Below are 16107 nucleotides of genomic sequence, written 5' to 3'. Positions count from 1 at the left end.
GATTTTCCGCCCTTCTTCCTTTCCCAAAACCCACCCATGACCCGACTTCTTTACCTCCTTGGCGCCCTGGCCTTGCTTGGCTCGCCGAGCTTGGCCCAGACCTATAACATCACGAAATACGGGGCCGTGGGAGATGGTAAAACGCTCAGTACGCGGGCCATTCAGCAGGCCGTGGATGCCTGCAACCGCGGCGGGGGCGGCATCGTGGAAGTGCCCGCCGGCACGTTCCTTACCGGCACGGTGAACCTTAAAAACAACGTCAACCTGCACCTCAACGACGGGGCCGTGCTCCAGGGCAGCCCCAATCTCACCGATTACCAAACGTACTCGGTGCCGGAGTACGGGACCAACCGCTACGGCATTCTGTACACCGTCGACGCCCAAAATGTGTCCTTGACCGGCCACGGCGCCGTCGATGGCAACAACGAGGTGTTCTACGACTTCACGAAGGCCAAGACCCTGGACACGGCCACGACGCGCTACACCCGGCAGAAAAACAACTACCGCCGCGTGGCCAGCGGCGTCGGCGACGGCCCGGTGGTGCCCAAGGACCGGCCCCGGCAAATGGTGATTTTCGCGAAGTGCCGCAACGTGCGCGTGACCGACGTGTCGCTGCTCAACGCCACCTTCTGGACCCTGCACTTCGCCGACTGCGACGCCGTGAACGTGGACGGCATCCGGCTGTGGACGGGCATGCTGGTGCCCAACGCCGACGGCATCGACGTGACCAGCTCCAGCAACGTGACCATCGAGAACAGCGACATCCGGGCCGGCGACGACGGGCTGGCCATCGTGGGCTACGACCACCATTTCGAAATCGCGGGCTTCAGCGGGCTGAAGCACCCCTGCGAAAACATCAACATCAGCAACTGCAACATTCAGTCGTACTCCAGCGGCATTCGCATCGGGTTTCTCGACCAGAACCCGGTGCGCAACGTCAACGTCAGCAACTGCAACATCACCAACTCGACGCGGGGCATCGGCATTTTTCTGCGCGACGAAGGCTCCATTGAAAACCTCACGTTCAGCAACGTGCGCATCGAAACCAAGCTGCGCACCGGCGACTGGTGGGGCAACGGCGAGGCCATTCACATATCGGCCATTCGGGGCAAGGACAAGGTAAAGCTGGGCAAAATCAAAAACGTGGCCTTCAACAACGTCACCTGCAAGGCCGAAAACGGCATTCTGCTCTACGGCACCGCCGAAAGCGCCCTGGAGGACATCACCTTCAACGGCCTGAGCCTGGAGTTTACCGACAGCCCGCTCAACGACGTGGCCGGCGGCAACGTGGACCTGCGCGGCAACTCCGACCCCAAATTCGGCTTGTTTGCCCGCGACATTCCGGCCTTCCTGGCCGAGCACGTGAAGGGGCTAACCGTAAACGATTTTAAGCTGCAGTGGACCAACCCGCGGGCGCCTTTCCTTACCCACGGCATCGAAACCAACAACGTCACGGGCCTGCGCGTGCGGCACTTCACCGGCACCGGCGCGCCCAGCAACCCCAAAGCCGCCGCCGTGGCCCTGAAAAACAGCCCCGGCGCCGTGGTGGACCGCAGCAAAAAGGACATCAAGAAACTGTAAACCGACAAGTGGCCCGCGGCCACCTCGTCTCATTCACTATCCAACATCCATGTGGGGCTTCGGAAAAATCATTGCGCTTTCCAGTTTAGGGGCTGCGCTGCTGCCGGCGGCGGCGCATCAGCAGGCGCGGAGCTTGCCCGCTTCCGCAACGGCCGTGCCCAAGAAGCCAGGCTTCGTGCGCCGGCACGGGCAGCTGAGCGTGAAAGGCACGCCAGCCCAGCGGCAAGCCCGGCGTCGTTGCCGGTCATACGTAAACTGCTGTTGCTCTGATACTACTCTCTGTGGAAGAACGATCGTGCCTGTGACCCGCACTACCACCCGGCACGTTGCTTGAAAAAAGAAGTAGCCCCGACCAGTTGAGGGGCCGAAGCTACGCAGGATGAACCCAAAGGCCTTCCTTAAAGCAGCCTGAAGGTAAAAAACGTGTCCCATTCCTTGGTTTTTATCACAGCATCTTTCGGTATTTCGACCGTTTGAGTAAATTGGAACTGCTGAGCCGCGAAGCGTCCGTCGACTGTTTTACCACTGACACCCTGATACCCCGCCTGAGCGGTTCCGAGCCGCTCGCGCGCAGGCAGCGGTGGCTGAGGGGATGGACGAGTGGCTCGGCCCTCACTTCCGCAACCGCTCCGCTAAGCGGCATGGGCGTCGGCCCAGCCACTACCGCGCCCCCAAAAAGAGCGTTTCGGACGGGAAGCGGAAATCGGCCTCCCGCCCGCCACCGACGCCGCCAGCCTGGGCGGCAGCGGCAACTTTTCGCTCTGAACCGCTGGGCTACGGCAGCAGCCCGCTACCAGTGGAGCTGACGGCCTTCACGGCCGCCGGCCCCACCGCCGTGCGCTTGGCCTGGGCCACGGCTTCGGAGAAGAACAGCCGGCAGTTTGGGGTAGAGCGCAGCGCGGATGGGGTGGCATTTGCCCGCATCGGCACGGCCGCGGCGGCCGGGCAGCAGCAGCGCTCTACCACCGCCTCAAGCAGGTGGCCGCCGACGGCACGTTCCGCTACCCGTCCGTGCGGGGGGGGACGCTGAAGGGCGCGCCGGCCTGGCCCTGCACCCGAACCCGGCCATCGGCAAGGCCTGCACCCTCACCGGCACCGCGGGTGACGGACGCGCCGGGCCGCCCGGTCGCCGCGGCCACGGCCGACGCTTCGGGCACCGCCGCGCTGGTGCTGTCGGCGGGCGTGGTGCGCACGGGCAGTAAGGCGTTGAGGCTGACGACAGAGTAGACCGGCCGGGGCGTGGAGCCTTAACTTTGACCGGCTAGCTAGCCCGTGCCGGCCGGTCCTTCCTCTCTTATGCAACATTCCTACTTCAGGCAAGCCTTCTCCCTGAGCCGGCTGCGCGGGCTGGCCGTGCTCGCGGGCCTGCTGGGCGCGGCCCCGGCCGCCCTTGCCCAACCCACCGTCCTGCCCGGCCCGGCCGGCTCCGGCGCGTTCGGCACCACGGTCACGGTGCTGCCCAACGGCAACTTCGTCGTCGCCGACCCCTTGTTCGACGCGGGCGCGGCGGCCGACGTGGGGGCCGTGTACCTCTACAACGGGGCCACCAACGCCGTCATCAGCACCCTGACCGGCAGCACGGCCAACGACCAGGTGGGCAGCGGCGGCGTGGTGCTGCTGGCCGACGGCCACTTTGCGGTGCGCAGCCCCGATTGGGGCAACGGCGCGGCTGCCCCCCGCGCCGGGGCCGTGACCTGGGGCAGCGCCACGGCCGGCGCGGCCGGCGCGGTGAGCGCCGCCAACTCGCTGGTGGGCACCACCGCCAACGACCAGGTAAGCGCCGAGGGCCTGACGCCCCTGCGCAACGGCAGCTACGTGGTGGCCAGCAGCCAGTGGGACAACGGCGCGGCCACCGACGCCGGGGCCGCTACCTGGCGGCCCGCTGGGGCGCCGGCCGGGGCCGTGGTGAGCGCCGCCAACTCGCTGGTGGGTACCTCGGCCGGCGACCAGGTGAGCTTCTACGCCGTCAATGCCCTGCCCAATGGAAACTACGTGGTGCAAAGCCCCTTCTGGAAAAACGGCACGGCAGAAAGGGCCGGGGCCGCCACCTGGGGCAGCGGCACGGCCGGCACCGTGGGGCCGGTGAGCGCGGCCAACTCCCTCGTCGGCACCCAGCCGGACGACTTCGTGGGGGGCTACAACTTCACGGTGCTGCCCAGCGGCAACTACCTGGTGTACGCCGACCGCTGGAACAACGGCCCCGCCCCCAGCGCCGGGGCCGTGACCTGGGGCCGCGGCACGGGCGGCACCGTGGGGCCGGTGAGCGCGGCCAACTCGCTGGTGGGCACTTCGGCCTACGACAACGTGGGCTTCTGGGAAGCCACCGTGCTGCCCAACGGCCACTACGTGCTCCACAACGACGGGTGGCATAACAGCAGCGGCGGCCCCTTCTCGGCCGGGGCCGTGACATGGGGCAACGGCCTGACCGGTACCAGCGGGGCCGTGAACGCCGCCAACTCGCTGGTCGGCGACGGGCTGTACACGCTGAGCGTGGGCCGGGAAGCCCCCGTGGTGCTGCCCAACGGCGACTACCTGGTGGTAACCCCCCGGTGGGGCAGCGCCGCCGTCGAACTAGCCGGAGCCGTGACCTGGGCCAGCGGCGCCGGCCCCACGGCGGGCCTGATAGGCCCGGCCAACTCCCTCGTGGGCACCCACGACCGCGACCAGGTGGGCTTGGGCGGCGCGGTGGGGCTGGCCGGCAGCCAGTACGTCATCAGCAGCCCCAACTGGGACAACGGCGCCACCGCCGACGTGGGCGCGGTGACGTGGCTGGCCGGGGGCCAGGCCAGCGTGAGCGGCGCGGTGGTGAGCGCGGCCAATTCGCTGGTGGGCAGCACGGCCGGCGACCGGGTGGGCAGCACCGGCGTGACGGCGCTGGCCAACGGCCACTACGTGGTGGGCAGCCTTTACTGGAACAACGGGGCCGCCGCCCAAGCCGGGGCCGTGACGTGGCGCAACGGCACGGTGCCGACCGGCGGCGCGGCGGTGAGCGCGGCTAATTCGCTGGTGGGCAGCACGGCCGGCGACCAGCTCAGCAACTACGGCATCCAGGCGCTGCCCAGCAGCAACTACGTGGTGAACAGCCCCGAATGGAGCAACGGGGCCGTGCCGCGCGCCGGGGCCGCGACGTGGCTGCTCGGCACCGGCCCCACGGGCGGGGTGGTGAGCGCCGCCAACTCGCTGGTGGGCACCACGGCCGACGACTACGTGGGCATTGAAACCACGCTGTTGCCCAACGGCGACTACCTGGTGAACAGCGGGGGGTGGAGCGCCCCGGGCGCGCCGCAGGCCGGGGCCTTCACTTGGGGCAGCGGCACCAGCGGCGTCCGCGGGGTGGTGAGCCCGGCCAACTCGCTGGTGGGCTCCCGCCCCGGCGACTTGGGCAGCAGCACCGTCACGCCGCTGCCCGACGGCAAGTACCTCCTCTGGAGCAGCGACTGGGACAACGGCCCCACGACCGACGCCGGGGCCGTCACCCTGGGCCGGGGCGCGGCCGGGCCATTCGGCCCCGTTTCGGCCTGCACCAGCGCGGTGGGCACCATGGCCGGCGGGGGCGACGCCCTTGCGGCCGCCTACCACGCGCCTTCGGACCGGCTCATTGTCGGCCTGCCGAAGGAAAACAAGGTGGTGCGGGGCGACGGCCCGCCCGCCGCGCCCACTGGCGCCGCCAGCCAGAGCTTTAGCCCCGGTGCCACCGTGGCCAGCCTGGCCGCCACCGGCACGGCCGTGCGGTGGTACGCCGCCGCCAGCGGCGGCACTCCATTGCCCACCAGTACCCCGCTGGCCAACGGCAGCACCTATTACGCTACCCAAACCGTGGGCGGCTGCGAAAGCACGGCCCGCTTAGCCGTACAGGCCAGCGCGCCGCTGCCCGTGGAGCTAATCACCTTCACGGCCGTGGCGGAAGGCCCCGCCGCCCGCCTGCGCTGGGCCACGGCCAGCGAGGTGAACAGTGTCCGCTTCGACGTCGAGCGCAGCGCCGACGGGGTGGCCTACGCGAAGGTAGGCGAGGTGGCCGCCGCCGGCAGCAGCGCCAGCCCCCACGCGTATGCCTACTTGGACGGGGCCGCGCCGGCCGGCCAGCTCTACTACCGCCTGCGGCAAGTGGACCAGGATGGCACGGCCACCTACTCGCCCGTGCGGGGGGTGGTGCTGGGCGGCGCCGGCCTGGCCCTGTTCCCCAATCCGGCGCCGGGCGCGGCCACCCTCACGGGCGCGCAGCCCGGCACGGTGGTGACGGTGACGGACGCGCTGGGCCGCCCCGTGGCCGCGGCCACGGCCAACGCGGCGGGCACGGCCGCGCTGGCGCTGCCGGCCGGGGCGCCAGCGGGCGTGTACGTGGTGCGGGCGGGCAGCAAAGCCCTGCGCCTGACGGTGGAGTAACCGAAGCTTTTTCCGTTGCTACCCGGGCTCCATTCGGGCCGCGGTTAGCGGTGAGCCGGGCGCCCAGTGATAAGGCGTTCTGCGGGCAGCCCAACCCGTTGCGTTGTGTCTGGGCCAGGGAAAGAACGGCTCCGCGCCGAGGTCTCGGTGCTGCTCATTCTACCGCCGGTGAGGAGATGTCAATACCCCGTCGTTGGGGTTTACGAAACTCGCCTCTCCAGGGCATTTCGTAAACTTTGATTGATAGACGAGTTTCGTAAACTCTAACTAGGCAAGCCAAGGCTGTGACGGGCTCTTGCGAGCCTGTCAGCCATTTAAGTTATCGGTTCCCGAAAGGAGCATTTTAGGGCCGCCTCAACGGCCTGTCGTTGCCTTGGTCAAGGCCGTTACCGGGTAAAGGACAAGTCCCACACGCTGTACGGCGCACCAGGTACGCGTTCTTGCGCCACGCGCAACGTCAGGTGCTGGTTCGTCAAGCGGTGAAGGAAGACGGGACCGGCTTCTATTCCGGGGACGGGGACGACCCACAGGGTACTATCCTGGCGGGTATAGGAGCGGGCAACCGTGTAGGTGCTGTCACCGGGAAAAGACCGGTCTTCCAGCACGTGGTGATAAATTAATTCGCGGGGCGTAATGTCCAGGGAACGATACTGCGCCTGCGGCGGTCGTTGCGTGCTGGCCTCCAACACGGTGCCGTCCGGGCGGTAGAGGACCTGGTGCTGTTGTTGAAACCGCCAGTGCCCAAGCAACGGAGCCCCGGACGAGGCCGGTCGACAACCCGAAAGAGAGTACAGCAGCCACAGCAAACCAAACCTGTACATCATCGCCCTAAATTGGGGATGGGGTTCTGAACGCATTCTACCCGTCCGGTACGTAACGCCCATGAAGTCTAAGTAAAGGGCCGAACGTAAACGAGGGGTTTGGGAATCGAACTGCAATTGCTGAACCAGCAGAAAAGAGAAACTCCCCGGAATACAAGGAGCAACGCCCGCCGCCCAACTTGCCCTCGTGCTCCCGCTTACTTCAGCGGCTGCAGCTGGTAGCGCAGCATCTTGCGGCTGGCTTCGTAGCGGAACACCAAGACCTGGCCGCGCGGCCCGACCACAAAATTGCTCAGTTGGTCGGCCTGGTAATTGACGACGGCAGGGGCTTGTTCGCCGTTCACGGCTTTGTTCACAACCTCGACGCCGGTGTTGAGCTTCTGTTGCAGGGAGGCCAGCCGGCCGGTGAGCCGGTCCAGGGCCGGGCTGCTGGCCATGGGCGGGGTGGCGGCGTAGGCGGGGAGCTCGGGCAGCTTTTCCGCTTCGGTCAGCGCCCGGGTGGCCGAGCGGGTGGGCGTGTTGGCCAGCACGGTGGCGTAAGCGTAGGCCTGGTTGCCTTCCACCCCGGTGTAGACCAGCGTGGGCTCGCCCCGTCGGTTCATCACGCCGCGGTAGCTGCTCAGGCGCTGCTCGGTGGGGGTGCCCAAGGTTTTAAACGTACGGGCCACGGGGTAAACGCTGGCGGTCGGATAATTCAGCACCACGAACGGACCCGGTTGGGCACCATTGCTGTACTCACCGACCAGTTTGGCGTCGGCGCCGGTGGTGGTGAGCAGGTCCAGGAGTTCGAAGCGGCCCTTGCCTTCGTAGAGGCGGCGGCCCAGCGCCGGTTCACCGGCGGCCGCGGCCAACTCCGCCCACGGCGTCAAGGTCGGTGCCACGGCTTGCCCGTCGGCGCGGTAGGCGGTCATGAACACGCCGAGCACGCTGTCGCGCCGGGTGGCCCGGGGTTGGGCGTAGAGGCCGGCGGCGGCCACGCGCCCGTCGGAGAGGGGCAGCAGCAAGGAGGGCAGCAGCGCGAGCTGCGGCTGGCGCACCGGCGTGCGAAACAAGACCTTGCCCGTGGCCCGGTCCAGCCCGAGCACGACCACGTCGGTCAGGCTGCGCTGCTGCGGGGTGTTCGGGTTGACGAGGTACGATTCGGACAGGAGCAGGGCGACGAGGTCTTTGCTGACGGCGACTTGCAGGGGCACGTGCTGGCGCAACTCTTTGGGGAAGTACATGCGCGACCACTGCGTGTTGAGGTTCTGGTCGAGCACCGTCACCGCGTAGCCGGCCGTGTCGCGGCGAAACGGCTGCACCACGCAGTAGCCTTCGGTGGGCGTCATGGCCAGCAGGGGCACGCCGGCGGGCACGCGGCGCCGGTCCGGGGCCGCCACCAGGTCGCGGCGCAGTTGGGCGCCGCTTTGGGGGTTGAGGGTGTAGAGCGAGAGGGCCGCGCTGTTCTGGTCGTGGAAGGGCAGGGCAAACGTGGTTTTGCCCTCGAGCCGCGGGAGCGCCGCCGCGCCCACGGGCACGGGCAGGGCGTACTGGTGGCGCACCTTCAGGGCCGGGTCGAGCAGGCGCAGGGCGAAGATGTCCTGGCCGTCCTCGCCCGCTTCGCTGCGGTAGAACACGGCGTAGCCCTGGTCGTCGAGCGGCAGCACCTGCGGGGGCTGCGCCACGCCCCGAATTTCCTGCAGGGGTTGTTGCGCCCGGCTCGCCAAGGGCAGGAGCAGGGAAGCAAATAGAAATAGAGATTTCATGAGTAGAATGATATGCGCTTAGTTACCGCCCGGCACGTCCAGCACTTGCAGGTGCAGGCGGGAAGTGGCGGGGTCGAAATGGGTGTAGAGGAATTTGCCCGGGGCGTGCGGCAGCACTTCGTCGAAAAACAGCGCGGCCGGCGCGTAGTCGATGGAGCCGCCCAAATCGTTGGCGTAGCTGCGGGCGGTGAACTCGCCCCGGTCGGGGCCCCCCGCCACGGCGGGCTGGTCGAGGTAGCGGCGGGTGAAGAGGTTGTCGCGCGCGTCGGTGGCGGGCTTGATGCTGTTGACGTAGAGCAGGTCCTGGTGCCAGTTGAACACCACGAGTTCGGGCAACTGGGCCGGGTCGCGCTGGTAGAGGAAGCGGTAGGCGTAGACGCCTTTGCTGTTGAACTCGGCGTTGCCTCCGCCCAGGGACTGGTCGTTGTAAATTTTGTAGGGCTTGGGGATGCGCCGCAGCGACTCGAGCTGGCCCTGCGGGGTGAACTGGAGCACGACGACGTCGAGGATGTCGCGGCGCAGCGGGCCGGGCCCGGCGGCGCCGTTCAGGCCCGGGGCGCGCACCCCGCCCGCGGCCTCGTACTGCGGGTCGGTGAAGCTGAAGTTTTTAAACGTCTCGCCCAGCAGCGCGTAGCCGCCGCCCGGGCGGGGCAGCAGCGCGTGCACTTTCACGCCCGGCACCTCGCCCACCGTGAACTGCTGCAGGGTGGAGTGGGTGTTGAGCTTGCCGGCCAGTTCCCGGGCGTAGCTCAGGCGGGTGAGAAAATCCGGCTTGCCGTCGGGGCCCAGGGCCAGCATGAACAAGCCGCCGGACGGGGGCGCGGTGGTGGAAGTCACGGACACCAGGGGCGTTTTCTGCGCCGGCTCCGCGTAGGAGCCCGTCAGCAGCAGGTGCCCGGCCGCGCTGAGGCCCGCGAAGGTGGGGGTGAGCGGCGTGGCCTCGGCGGGCAGGTCCTGGTGAAACGTTTCCGTGCCCGTGGCGCCGTCCAAGCGCACCACTTCGTAGGTGCCCTTGGTGTGGTCGGCCACGACGTACACGTGGGCCGCGTCGGCTTGCACGAAGCGCACGCGGTACTTGCCTTTTTCGGGCGCGTACTCCTTTTTCCACTTCACGGTTAGGTCCGGGCCGTAGCGGGCCACTACGTACCCCGTCTTGCCCGGGTCGAAGGGGTAAGCTAGGTAGAAATCGCTGCCCCCGGCCGGCACCAGCGCGGCCTGGCTCACGAGGACGTCGTTGGCCGGGAAGCGGACTTCCTTAAACTTTTGGCCCGTCGCGTCGACGGTCAGGAGCAGGCCTTCTTTGCCCGTGAAGAAATAAAACACCGCCTGGTCGCCCACCATGCGCGCGTCGCCCTGGAACCAGCCCCGGCCCAGGCGCAGGTCGGTGGAGCCTTTCTTTTGCAGGTCCCGCCCGTAAATCTCCAGGTGGAATAAATCAAACGTGTTGCGCTCGGGCCGCAGCATGAAATAGAGCTGCCCGTCCACGGTCCGAAAGCCCCGGTAGTAGCCGGCCCCTAAATCGGAAATGGTGGCCTGCTGGGCCGCCGCGGGCCGGGCCCCGAACGGCAGGGCCGCAAGGGCCACGAGGCTGCCGCGTAGCGCCAGCCGCTTCAGTAAAGGATTAATCATGCAAATGGGGTAAAGAAGACGAATAAGACGTGGCGGGGAGATATATAAAATTCATTGGGAATGCAGGCTTCCGTCAAAGGTAGGGGCTGGGATAGCAATCTGAGCCGGTGAGTGTTGCTGCATTGCCGGCCGAGTCCCAATGCAGGGCAATGAGTGAGAAAAGGCGCATTTGCAGGGCGACCCGGGGGCCGGGCTGCCAACCGCGTAAACATGCTACTTCTCACTCCAGCGTAGCCGCTAGCCAGGCAAAACCCCGTGGTACACCTACACACTGGTTAGCGCGAGCGCACCAAGTCGTGCGTGCCCCGCACCGTGACGCGCAGGCCATTGCCAGGATTGACGAGAAAACCCGTCAAATACTTCCTACCTAACATTTTAGTCCCATTCGCCCCGGTGCGGGCTCTCGCCATATTGGCCGGGTGTGGGCAGGGGGGCGGCACCTGGCGGCACCAAAGTTTTATTTTTCCGCCTGTGTAGGCAGCAATACCTGGTAGGTTTCCCAGAACTCGGCGCGGTAGGGCACGTTCGAATCCACTTCGTAGAGCGAGGTGTGCAGCTCCACCGGCCGGGCCAGTTCCACGCCGGTGGTGAGCAGCTCGTGCACGTCCCGCCAGCGGTGGTGGTCAGCGCTCCCGCGCAAGGCGAATTCCCAATTTGTTTCGCGCCGGGCGTACTGGCGGAAGTAGGTGCCGTTGACGTCCGCGTACTGGTAGACGTCGTGGTGGGTGCGGCGCCCCGTGGCCGGCTGCGTAAGGCCGTAGCGTTTAAACTCCTTGGGCTTGGTCAACTCGGTCGGGCTGCGCGTGGTGAAGGCCTCGTACTTGACCACCGCAAAGTTTTCCGCGTCCACAAAAATGCTGCCCTCATACGCCTCGGGCGCGGGGTAGCCGTAGGGTGTGGTGAACGCGCTGGGCCGGTTGCACACAAAAGCTACCTCATACACGGCCCGGTTTTCATACTGGGTCACGCCCTTGAGCGCGAGCGTGTACTTGGGCAGGGCCCCGGCCTCCAGCGGGTTGCGGGTCGTCAAAACGGGGTCGTCGGCCCACAGCAACCAGAACGCGGGCGGCTCCCGGTACTCCGGCCGGGTGACGTCGCCGGTCTTGCGCTGCTGCCGCAGCTGCAAAAAGCGCTGTTTGCTGCCGTGCTCCCAACTACCGCGGCGGTAGCCCTCCCGGTCGTAGCCGTCCAGGGCGGCTTCCGTTTGCACCCGCAGCGAATCGTCGCGCCAGTACTGGGCCCGCGAGTAGAGGCGCACGCTGTGCGCCTGCTGCGGGTAGTTGGCGACAATCCGCTCGCGGGCGTTGCGCAAAATGGTGGCCGCGCTGGGCGGGGCCCGCACCACCACTTCCCCCAGCAAATGGGCCTGCGGCACCAACTGGATGCGCAGCGGCGGCTGGGCAGTTGCCTGGGCCAGGCGCACGGAGGCGTAGCCCAGGCAGGAAATCTGCACGGTGTCGCGGGCGTGCGCCGTGGGCACGAACAAGACAAAATCGCCCGCCAGGTTGGTGACCGTGCCCGTGGCCGTGCCCCGAATGCCCACGCTGGCAAACGAGAGCGCGGCCCCGCTCTTGGCGTCCCGCACTTGGCCCCGCAGCTGGCGCCCCGTCACGGGCGCGGCGGCGACGATGCCCGCGGCCAGCGGCGTGGTGGGGCGCATGGTCCGGATGTAGTACAACCCGTCAAAAATATCCCCCCAGGGACCGCGCAGGGGCAGGTAGCCCAGGGGAGCGGCGTAATAGTTGCCCGGTGGGCTGTGACGCAGGTCCACAAACCCCTCGGCGCAGCCCTCGCGATAGAACGCCGCCTCCACGCTGCCGGGCGGGGGGATAAGCACCGGGTGGAGGGAGGTGGTGTCGCCGGTGCGGCCGTAGGTGCCCTCGTGGGCCACAAAGCCCAGCGCGTAGACCTGATTGCCCAAAGCCTGCTTCACCAAGCGCCCCATCGGCACGGCCCCGCCCAGCAGCTGGCGCGCCGTCAAAGGTTCGTCCTCGTTTTCCGTTAGGCGCTGCTGGACCTGCATCCGGCGTACGTAGGCCGCTGTGCCCGAATCGTCTAGTTCGAGCAGTTCCACGCGATTGGCCAAGTGATAGGATGCGGCCCACACGATAATCTTCGGGTGCTCGGGCTGCCGGGTCAGGAACAATAAATTATCGGCCATGAGCGCGTCGCGCGGATTCTGCGCCACTTCTTTCCGGCCGCGGGCGGCGGATTTCTCGTCCTGGGCGTAGCGGGCCGTCGTCTGCAGCCACTGCTGCCAAAAAGCGGCCCGGCCGGCCTGGGCCGGCTGGTGGGCCGCGAGGTAAGTAAGCGAGGCACGGACGCGCTTAAACCAGCGCGACAGCGCCACCGTGTCGGCCGGGTGCCGCAGCAGCTGCTTGAAATCCCCGCCCGAGAGCTCGGCCAGCAGCTCCTGCGCCGGGTAGAAATCGGCTTCCTTCCACGCCGTGCGCCGGTCCTGGGCCACGAAGTCGCGCAGTTCGGGCAGCAGTTGCTCGGCCGAGTACTCGCCGGACAACTGGCAATCAAAGCCGGCCAGGCGCAGCTTCGGGTGGGTGCCCAGGTAGGCGGCCAGGGCCTGAAATTCGGCCGTGCCCGACCAGATGCCTTCGTATACGGACTTTTGCAGCACCGGCAGCACGGCTGTGCCCGCCGCCACCTCCCGGCGGGCCTTGTCCAGGGCGTACATGTCGCCCTCAAAGGCCAGGGTGGTGAAGCCCAGCGAGTCGTGCAGGTAGCGAATCAGGTCGATTTTGGCCGCGAACGTCGCCCCGTCGTAGTGGGTCTGCTCGCCGAGCATCACCACGCGCGCGGTGCCCAGGGCCCGGCGCAGCGGGGTGTACTTGGTGGGAGCCTCCAGCGAAAGGCATTGCAGGGGCAGGGCCGGCAGCGTTTGGCCCGCAACTGGGAAATAGGCGGCACAGGCTAAAACCCCCAGCAGCAGTCGGAATAGCCGCAGATACCCAGTTTTGTTCATTAGGGGGCGAAAAATAGAAATGTAGGCAGGGGGTGCCGAAACAGGCTGCCCGCCAACGCGCACGCAGTGAAAGGTATTGCCCCGTGACTTGTTACGCGATGAGGAATAGCCGCGATGGAAGGGAATGAGTTCGCCGCCGGGCGCCCCGCGCCCGGCGGGGTACCGACGCCGAAGGGGCAACGCCAAGTACCGTTTAGGAGAACAACGCCACGCCCACCGCTCCCCAGCCGCTAAGGTTCTTGCCGGGCTGACGCGGCAAATAATGCAACGGCCGGGGTTACTTCGCGCAGGAGGAGGAAGTCTACAAAACCCAGCCGAAGGGTTTCAGCTTTATCTTTCAACCCGATAGTTACCCGCGCGCCGCCGCCATGCCTCCAACCCCGGCCCCCTTTTCTGCCGACGCCCCCGTTCTAGACGCTTACGGCTCCCCCGGCGACGTGCTGCGCGAGCTGGTGGAGGTGTCCCTCACCGGGGTTATCTTCTACCGACCGGTGGTGGACGCGGCCGGGGCCATCGTCGACTTCGTCTTCGACTACCTCAACCCCGCCGCCCAGCGCATGATGAGCATGCCGGCCCGGCCCACCCTCACCCACCGGGAGCAATGGCCCCACAGCGAGCAGCAAGGCACGTTTGCCTTTCACGTCGACGCCTTCGTGTCGGGCGAGCCCCGGGCGTTCAACATCAACTACCAGTTCGACGGCTACGACAACTACTACCGCCTGGCCGCCCGCCGCTCCGGCAACGGCCTGCTGATGAGCTTCACCGACACGGCCGACCAGCCCCGCACCGGGGTGGAAATCGCCCTGCGCCAGGCCCAAGCCCGCGAGCAAGCCGCCCGGACCGACGCCGAACGCCAGCGCCAACAGCTGCACGAGGTGCTGCACCAAGCCCCCGTGGCCATGGCCTTGCTTGAAGGCCCCGAGTTCCGCATTGCCTTGGCCAACCCGGCCGTGCGCGAAATCTGGGCCCGTTCCGAGGAAGAGTTGCTCGGCCAGCCCCTGCTCCAGGCCCTGCCCGAGCTTGAAGGGCAAGGCGTCGACGACTTACTCGGCGGCGTGCTGCGCAGCGGCGAGCCGTTTTTTGGCACCGAGCTCCCCTTTGAGGTGAGGCGACGGGGCCGCCTGGAGACCATCTACTTCAACTTCGTCTACCAACCCCAGCGCGACGCCCGGGGCGAGCCCACGGGCGTGCTCGTGGTGGCCAGCGACGTGACCGCCGTCGTGCTCGCCCGCCAGCGGGTGGAGGAGCAAGAGCAGCAAACGGCCGCCCTCAACGAGGAAATCCGGGCCAACAACGACGAACTGACCCGCAGCCAACGGGAGTTGCGGCGCCTCAACGCGGAGTTGGAAGGGCGCATCCACGCCCGCACCCAGGACCTGCAACGGGCCCGGGTCCTGGCCGAGGGGCAGAAGCAGCGGCTGGAGCGCTTGTTCCAGCAGGCCCCGGCGGCCATCTGCATCCTCACCGGGCCGGACATGGTCTACGAACTGGTCAACCCGGCCTACCAGCAACTGTTCCCCGGCCGCCAGCTGCAGGGACGCCCCCTGCTCGAAGCGCTGCCCGAAGTTGCGGACCAGGCCGCCTGGCACACGCTGCTCGAGGTGTACCGCACCGGGGTCAGCCACCACGAGGCGCGCCTGCTGCTGCAAGTGGCCCCGCACGAGGACGCGCCGCTGCAGGACTTTTACTTCGACAACGTGCAGCAGGCCCGCTACGACGAGCGGGGCCGCATCGACGGGGTGGGGTTTTCGCCTTCGACGTCACGGCCCAAGTGCTGGCCCAGCGCGTGCTGGAGGAGCGGGAAACGTCCTTCCGCCTCATGGCCGACAACGCCCCGGCCATGCTCTGGGTCACCGACCCGGCCGGGCAGTGCACCTACCTCAACCGGCCCTAGTACGCCTTCACCGGGCAAACGGGGGAAGAGGGCTTGGGCCTGGGCTGGACCATGGCCATCCACCCGGACGACGCCGGGGCGGCGGGTGATGCGTTCCTAGACGCCAACGCCCGTCAGGCGCCGTACCAGGCCGTGTTCCGCCTGCGCCGACACGACGGCACTTACCGCTGGGTGCAGGACACGGGCTTGCCCCGCTTCGCCGACGACGGGGCCTACGAGGGCATGGTGGGCACGGTCATCGACGTGCACGAGCGCCGGCTGGCCGAACTAGCCTTGCAGCGCCTGACCAAGCAACTGCGCGCTTCCCGCGACCGGGCCCGCGGCCTCAACGCGGAGCTGCTGCGCGCCAACGAGCAACTCACCCGCACCAACGTGGACCTGGACACGTTCATCTACACCGCCTCGCACGATTTGCGCGAGCCCATCAACAACCTCGACGGTCTGGTGCAGGCCCTGCGCGAACAAGTGGTCCAGGCGCCCCTCCCGGACCCGCTGGTGCCGCGCCTGCTGGGCATGATGCACGAGGCGGTGGCGCGCTTCCAGCTCACCATCGCCCAGCTCACCAACCTGGCCCAACTGCAACAGTCCCAGTCCCCGGCGGCCGAAACCGTGGACGTGCGGGCCCTGGTCGAGGCGGTGCGGCTGGATTTGGCGCCGGCCCTGCACGCGGCCGGGGCGCGGCTGCGGGTGGACGTGCCACCGGGCACCGTGGTCTCGTTTCCGCCCAAGCACCTGCGCAGCATCGTCTACAACCTGCTCAGCAACGCCGTCAAGTACCGCGCCCCCGACCGGGCGCCCGACGTGCGGCTGCGGTGGCGCCGCGAGGCCGGGGGCTTCGTGCTCGAAGTGGAAGACAACGGCCTGGGCCTGGACGCGGGGCAGCAAGCCCGATTGTTCGGCTTGTTTGAGCGCCTGCACCACCACGTGGAAGGCTCCGGCGTCGGCCTGTACATGGTCCGGCGCATCGTCGAAAACGCCGGCGGCACTATCGGCGTGCGCAGCCAGCCCGGCGCGGGCGCGGCCTTCACGGTCCGGGTGCCGGGATAGAGACTACAAGCCCCAGCGTTGGCCAAGGGA

Annotated in this window: 9 protein-coding genes; 4 read left to right on the top strand and 5 right to left on the bottom strand. The window is 67.7% G+C overall.

The annotated features are described in order from the left end of the window. Window positions 1–36: 36 nt before the first annotated feature. Complete coding sequence (locus VF629_RS03680) at window positions 37–1581, top strand: glycoside hydrolase family 28 protein (RefSeq protein ID WP_331057101.1); 1545 nt, start codon at window positions 37–39, stop codon at window positions 1579–1581. A gap of 774 nt (window positions 1582–2355) precedes the next feature. On the opposite strand, the gene VF629_RS03675 is transcribed toward VF629_RS03680, so the two are convergent. Then, a complete protein-coding gene (locus tag VF629_RS03675; protein ID WP_331057100.1) occupies window positions 2356–2505 on the bottom strand; it encodes a hypothetical protein in 150 nt (49 codons plus the stop codon). A gap of 372 nt (window positions 2506–2877) precedes the next feature. Here VF629_RS03675 and VF629_RS03670 point away from each other — a divergent pair, with 372 nt between their 5' ends. Further along, a complete protein-coding gene (locus VF629_RS03670) occupies window positions 2878–5964 on the top strand; it encodes a hypothetical protein (RefSeq protein ID WP_331057099.1) in 3087 nt (1028 codons plus the stop codon). 386 nt (window positions 5965–6350) lie between these two features. Here the strand turns inward: VF629_RS03670 and VF629_RS03665 are convergent, their stop codons facing one another. The 4 genes from VF629_RS03665 to VF629_RS03650 form a co-directional block, all read right to left on the bottom strand. Then, on the bottom strand, window positions 6351–6788 hold the full coding sequence (locus VF629_RS03665; RefSeq protein ID WP_331057098.1) for a hypothetical protein: 438 nt from the start codon (window positions 6786–6788) through the stop codon (window positions 6351–6353). 194 nt (window positions 6789–6982) lie between these two features. Next, window positions 6983–8530 carry a hypothetical protein gene (locus VF629_RS03660; protein ID WP_331057097.1) on the bottom strand — a complete coding sequence of 516 codons (1548 nt, stop codon included), beginning with the start codon at window positions 8528–8530 and terminating at the stop codon, window positions 6983–6985. 18 nt (window positions 8531–8548) lie between these two features. Continuing rightward, window positions 8549–10159 carry a hypothetical protein gene (locus VF629_RS03655; protein ID WP_331057096.1) on the bottom strand — a complete coding sequence of 537 codons (1611 nt, stop codon included), beginning with the start codon at window positions 10157–10159 and terminating at the stop codon, window positions 8549–8551. A 457-nt stretch (window positions 10160–10616) separates the two neighbouring features. Then, window positions 10617–13136: an erythromycin esterase family protein gene (locus tag VF629_RS03650; protein WP_331057095.1), complete on the bottom strand. Its 2520-nt coding sequence runs from the start codon at window positions 13134–13136 to the stop codon at window positions 10617–10619. 368 nt (window positions 13137–13504) lie between these two features. Here VF629_RS03650 and VF629_RS03645 point away from each other — a divergent pair, with 368 nt between their 5' ends. Further along, window positions 13505–15130 carry a PAS domain-containing protein gene (locus VF629_RS03645; RefSeq protein ID WP_331057094.1) on the top strand — a complete coding sequence of 542 codons (1626 nt, stop codon included), beginning with the start codon at window positions 13505–13507 and terminating at the stop codon, window positions 15128–15130. Then, on the top strand, window positions 15082–16077 hold the full coding sequence (locus VF629_RS03640; protein ID WP_331057093.1) for a PAS domain-containing sensor histidine kinase: 996 nt from the start codon (window positions 15082–15084) through the stop codon (window positions 16075–16077). Before VF629_RS03645 ends, VF629_RS03640 begins: the two co-directional genes overlap by 49 nt. Window positions 16078–16107 lie beyond the last annotated feature (30 nt).

Origin of the sequence: Hymenobacter sp., assembly GCF_036388155.1 — a bacterium.
Lineage (GTDB): Bacteria > Bacteroidota > Bacteroidia > Cytophagales > Hymenobacteraceae > Hymenobacter.
Note: the sequence above shows the minus strand (reverse complement) of the source record. Positions and strands in the feature narration are given on the sequence as shown.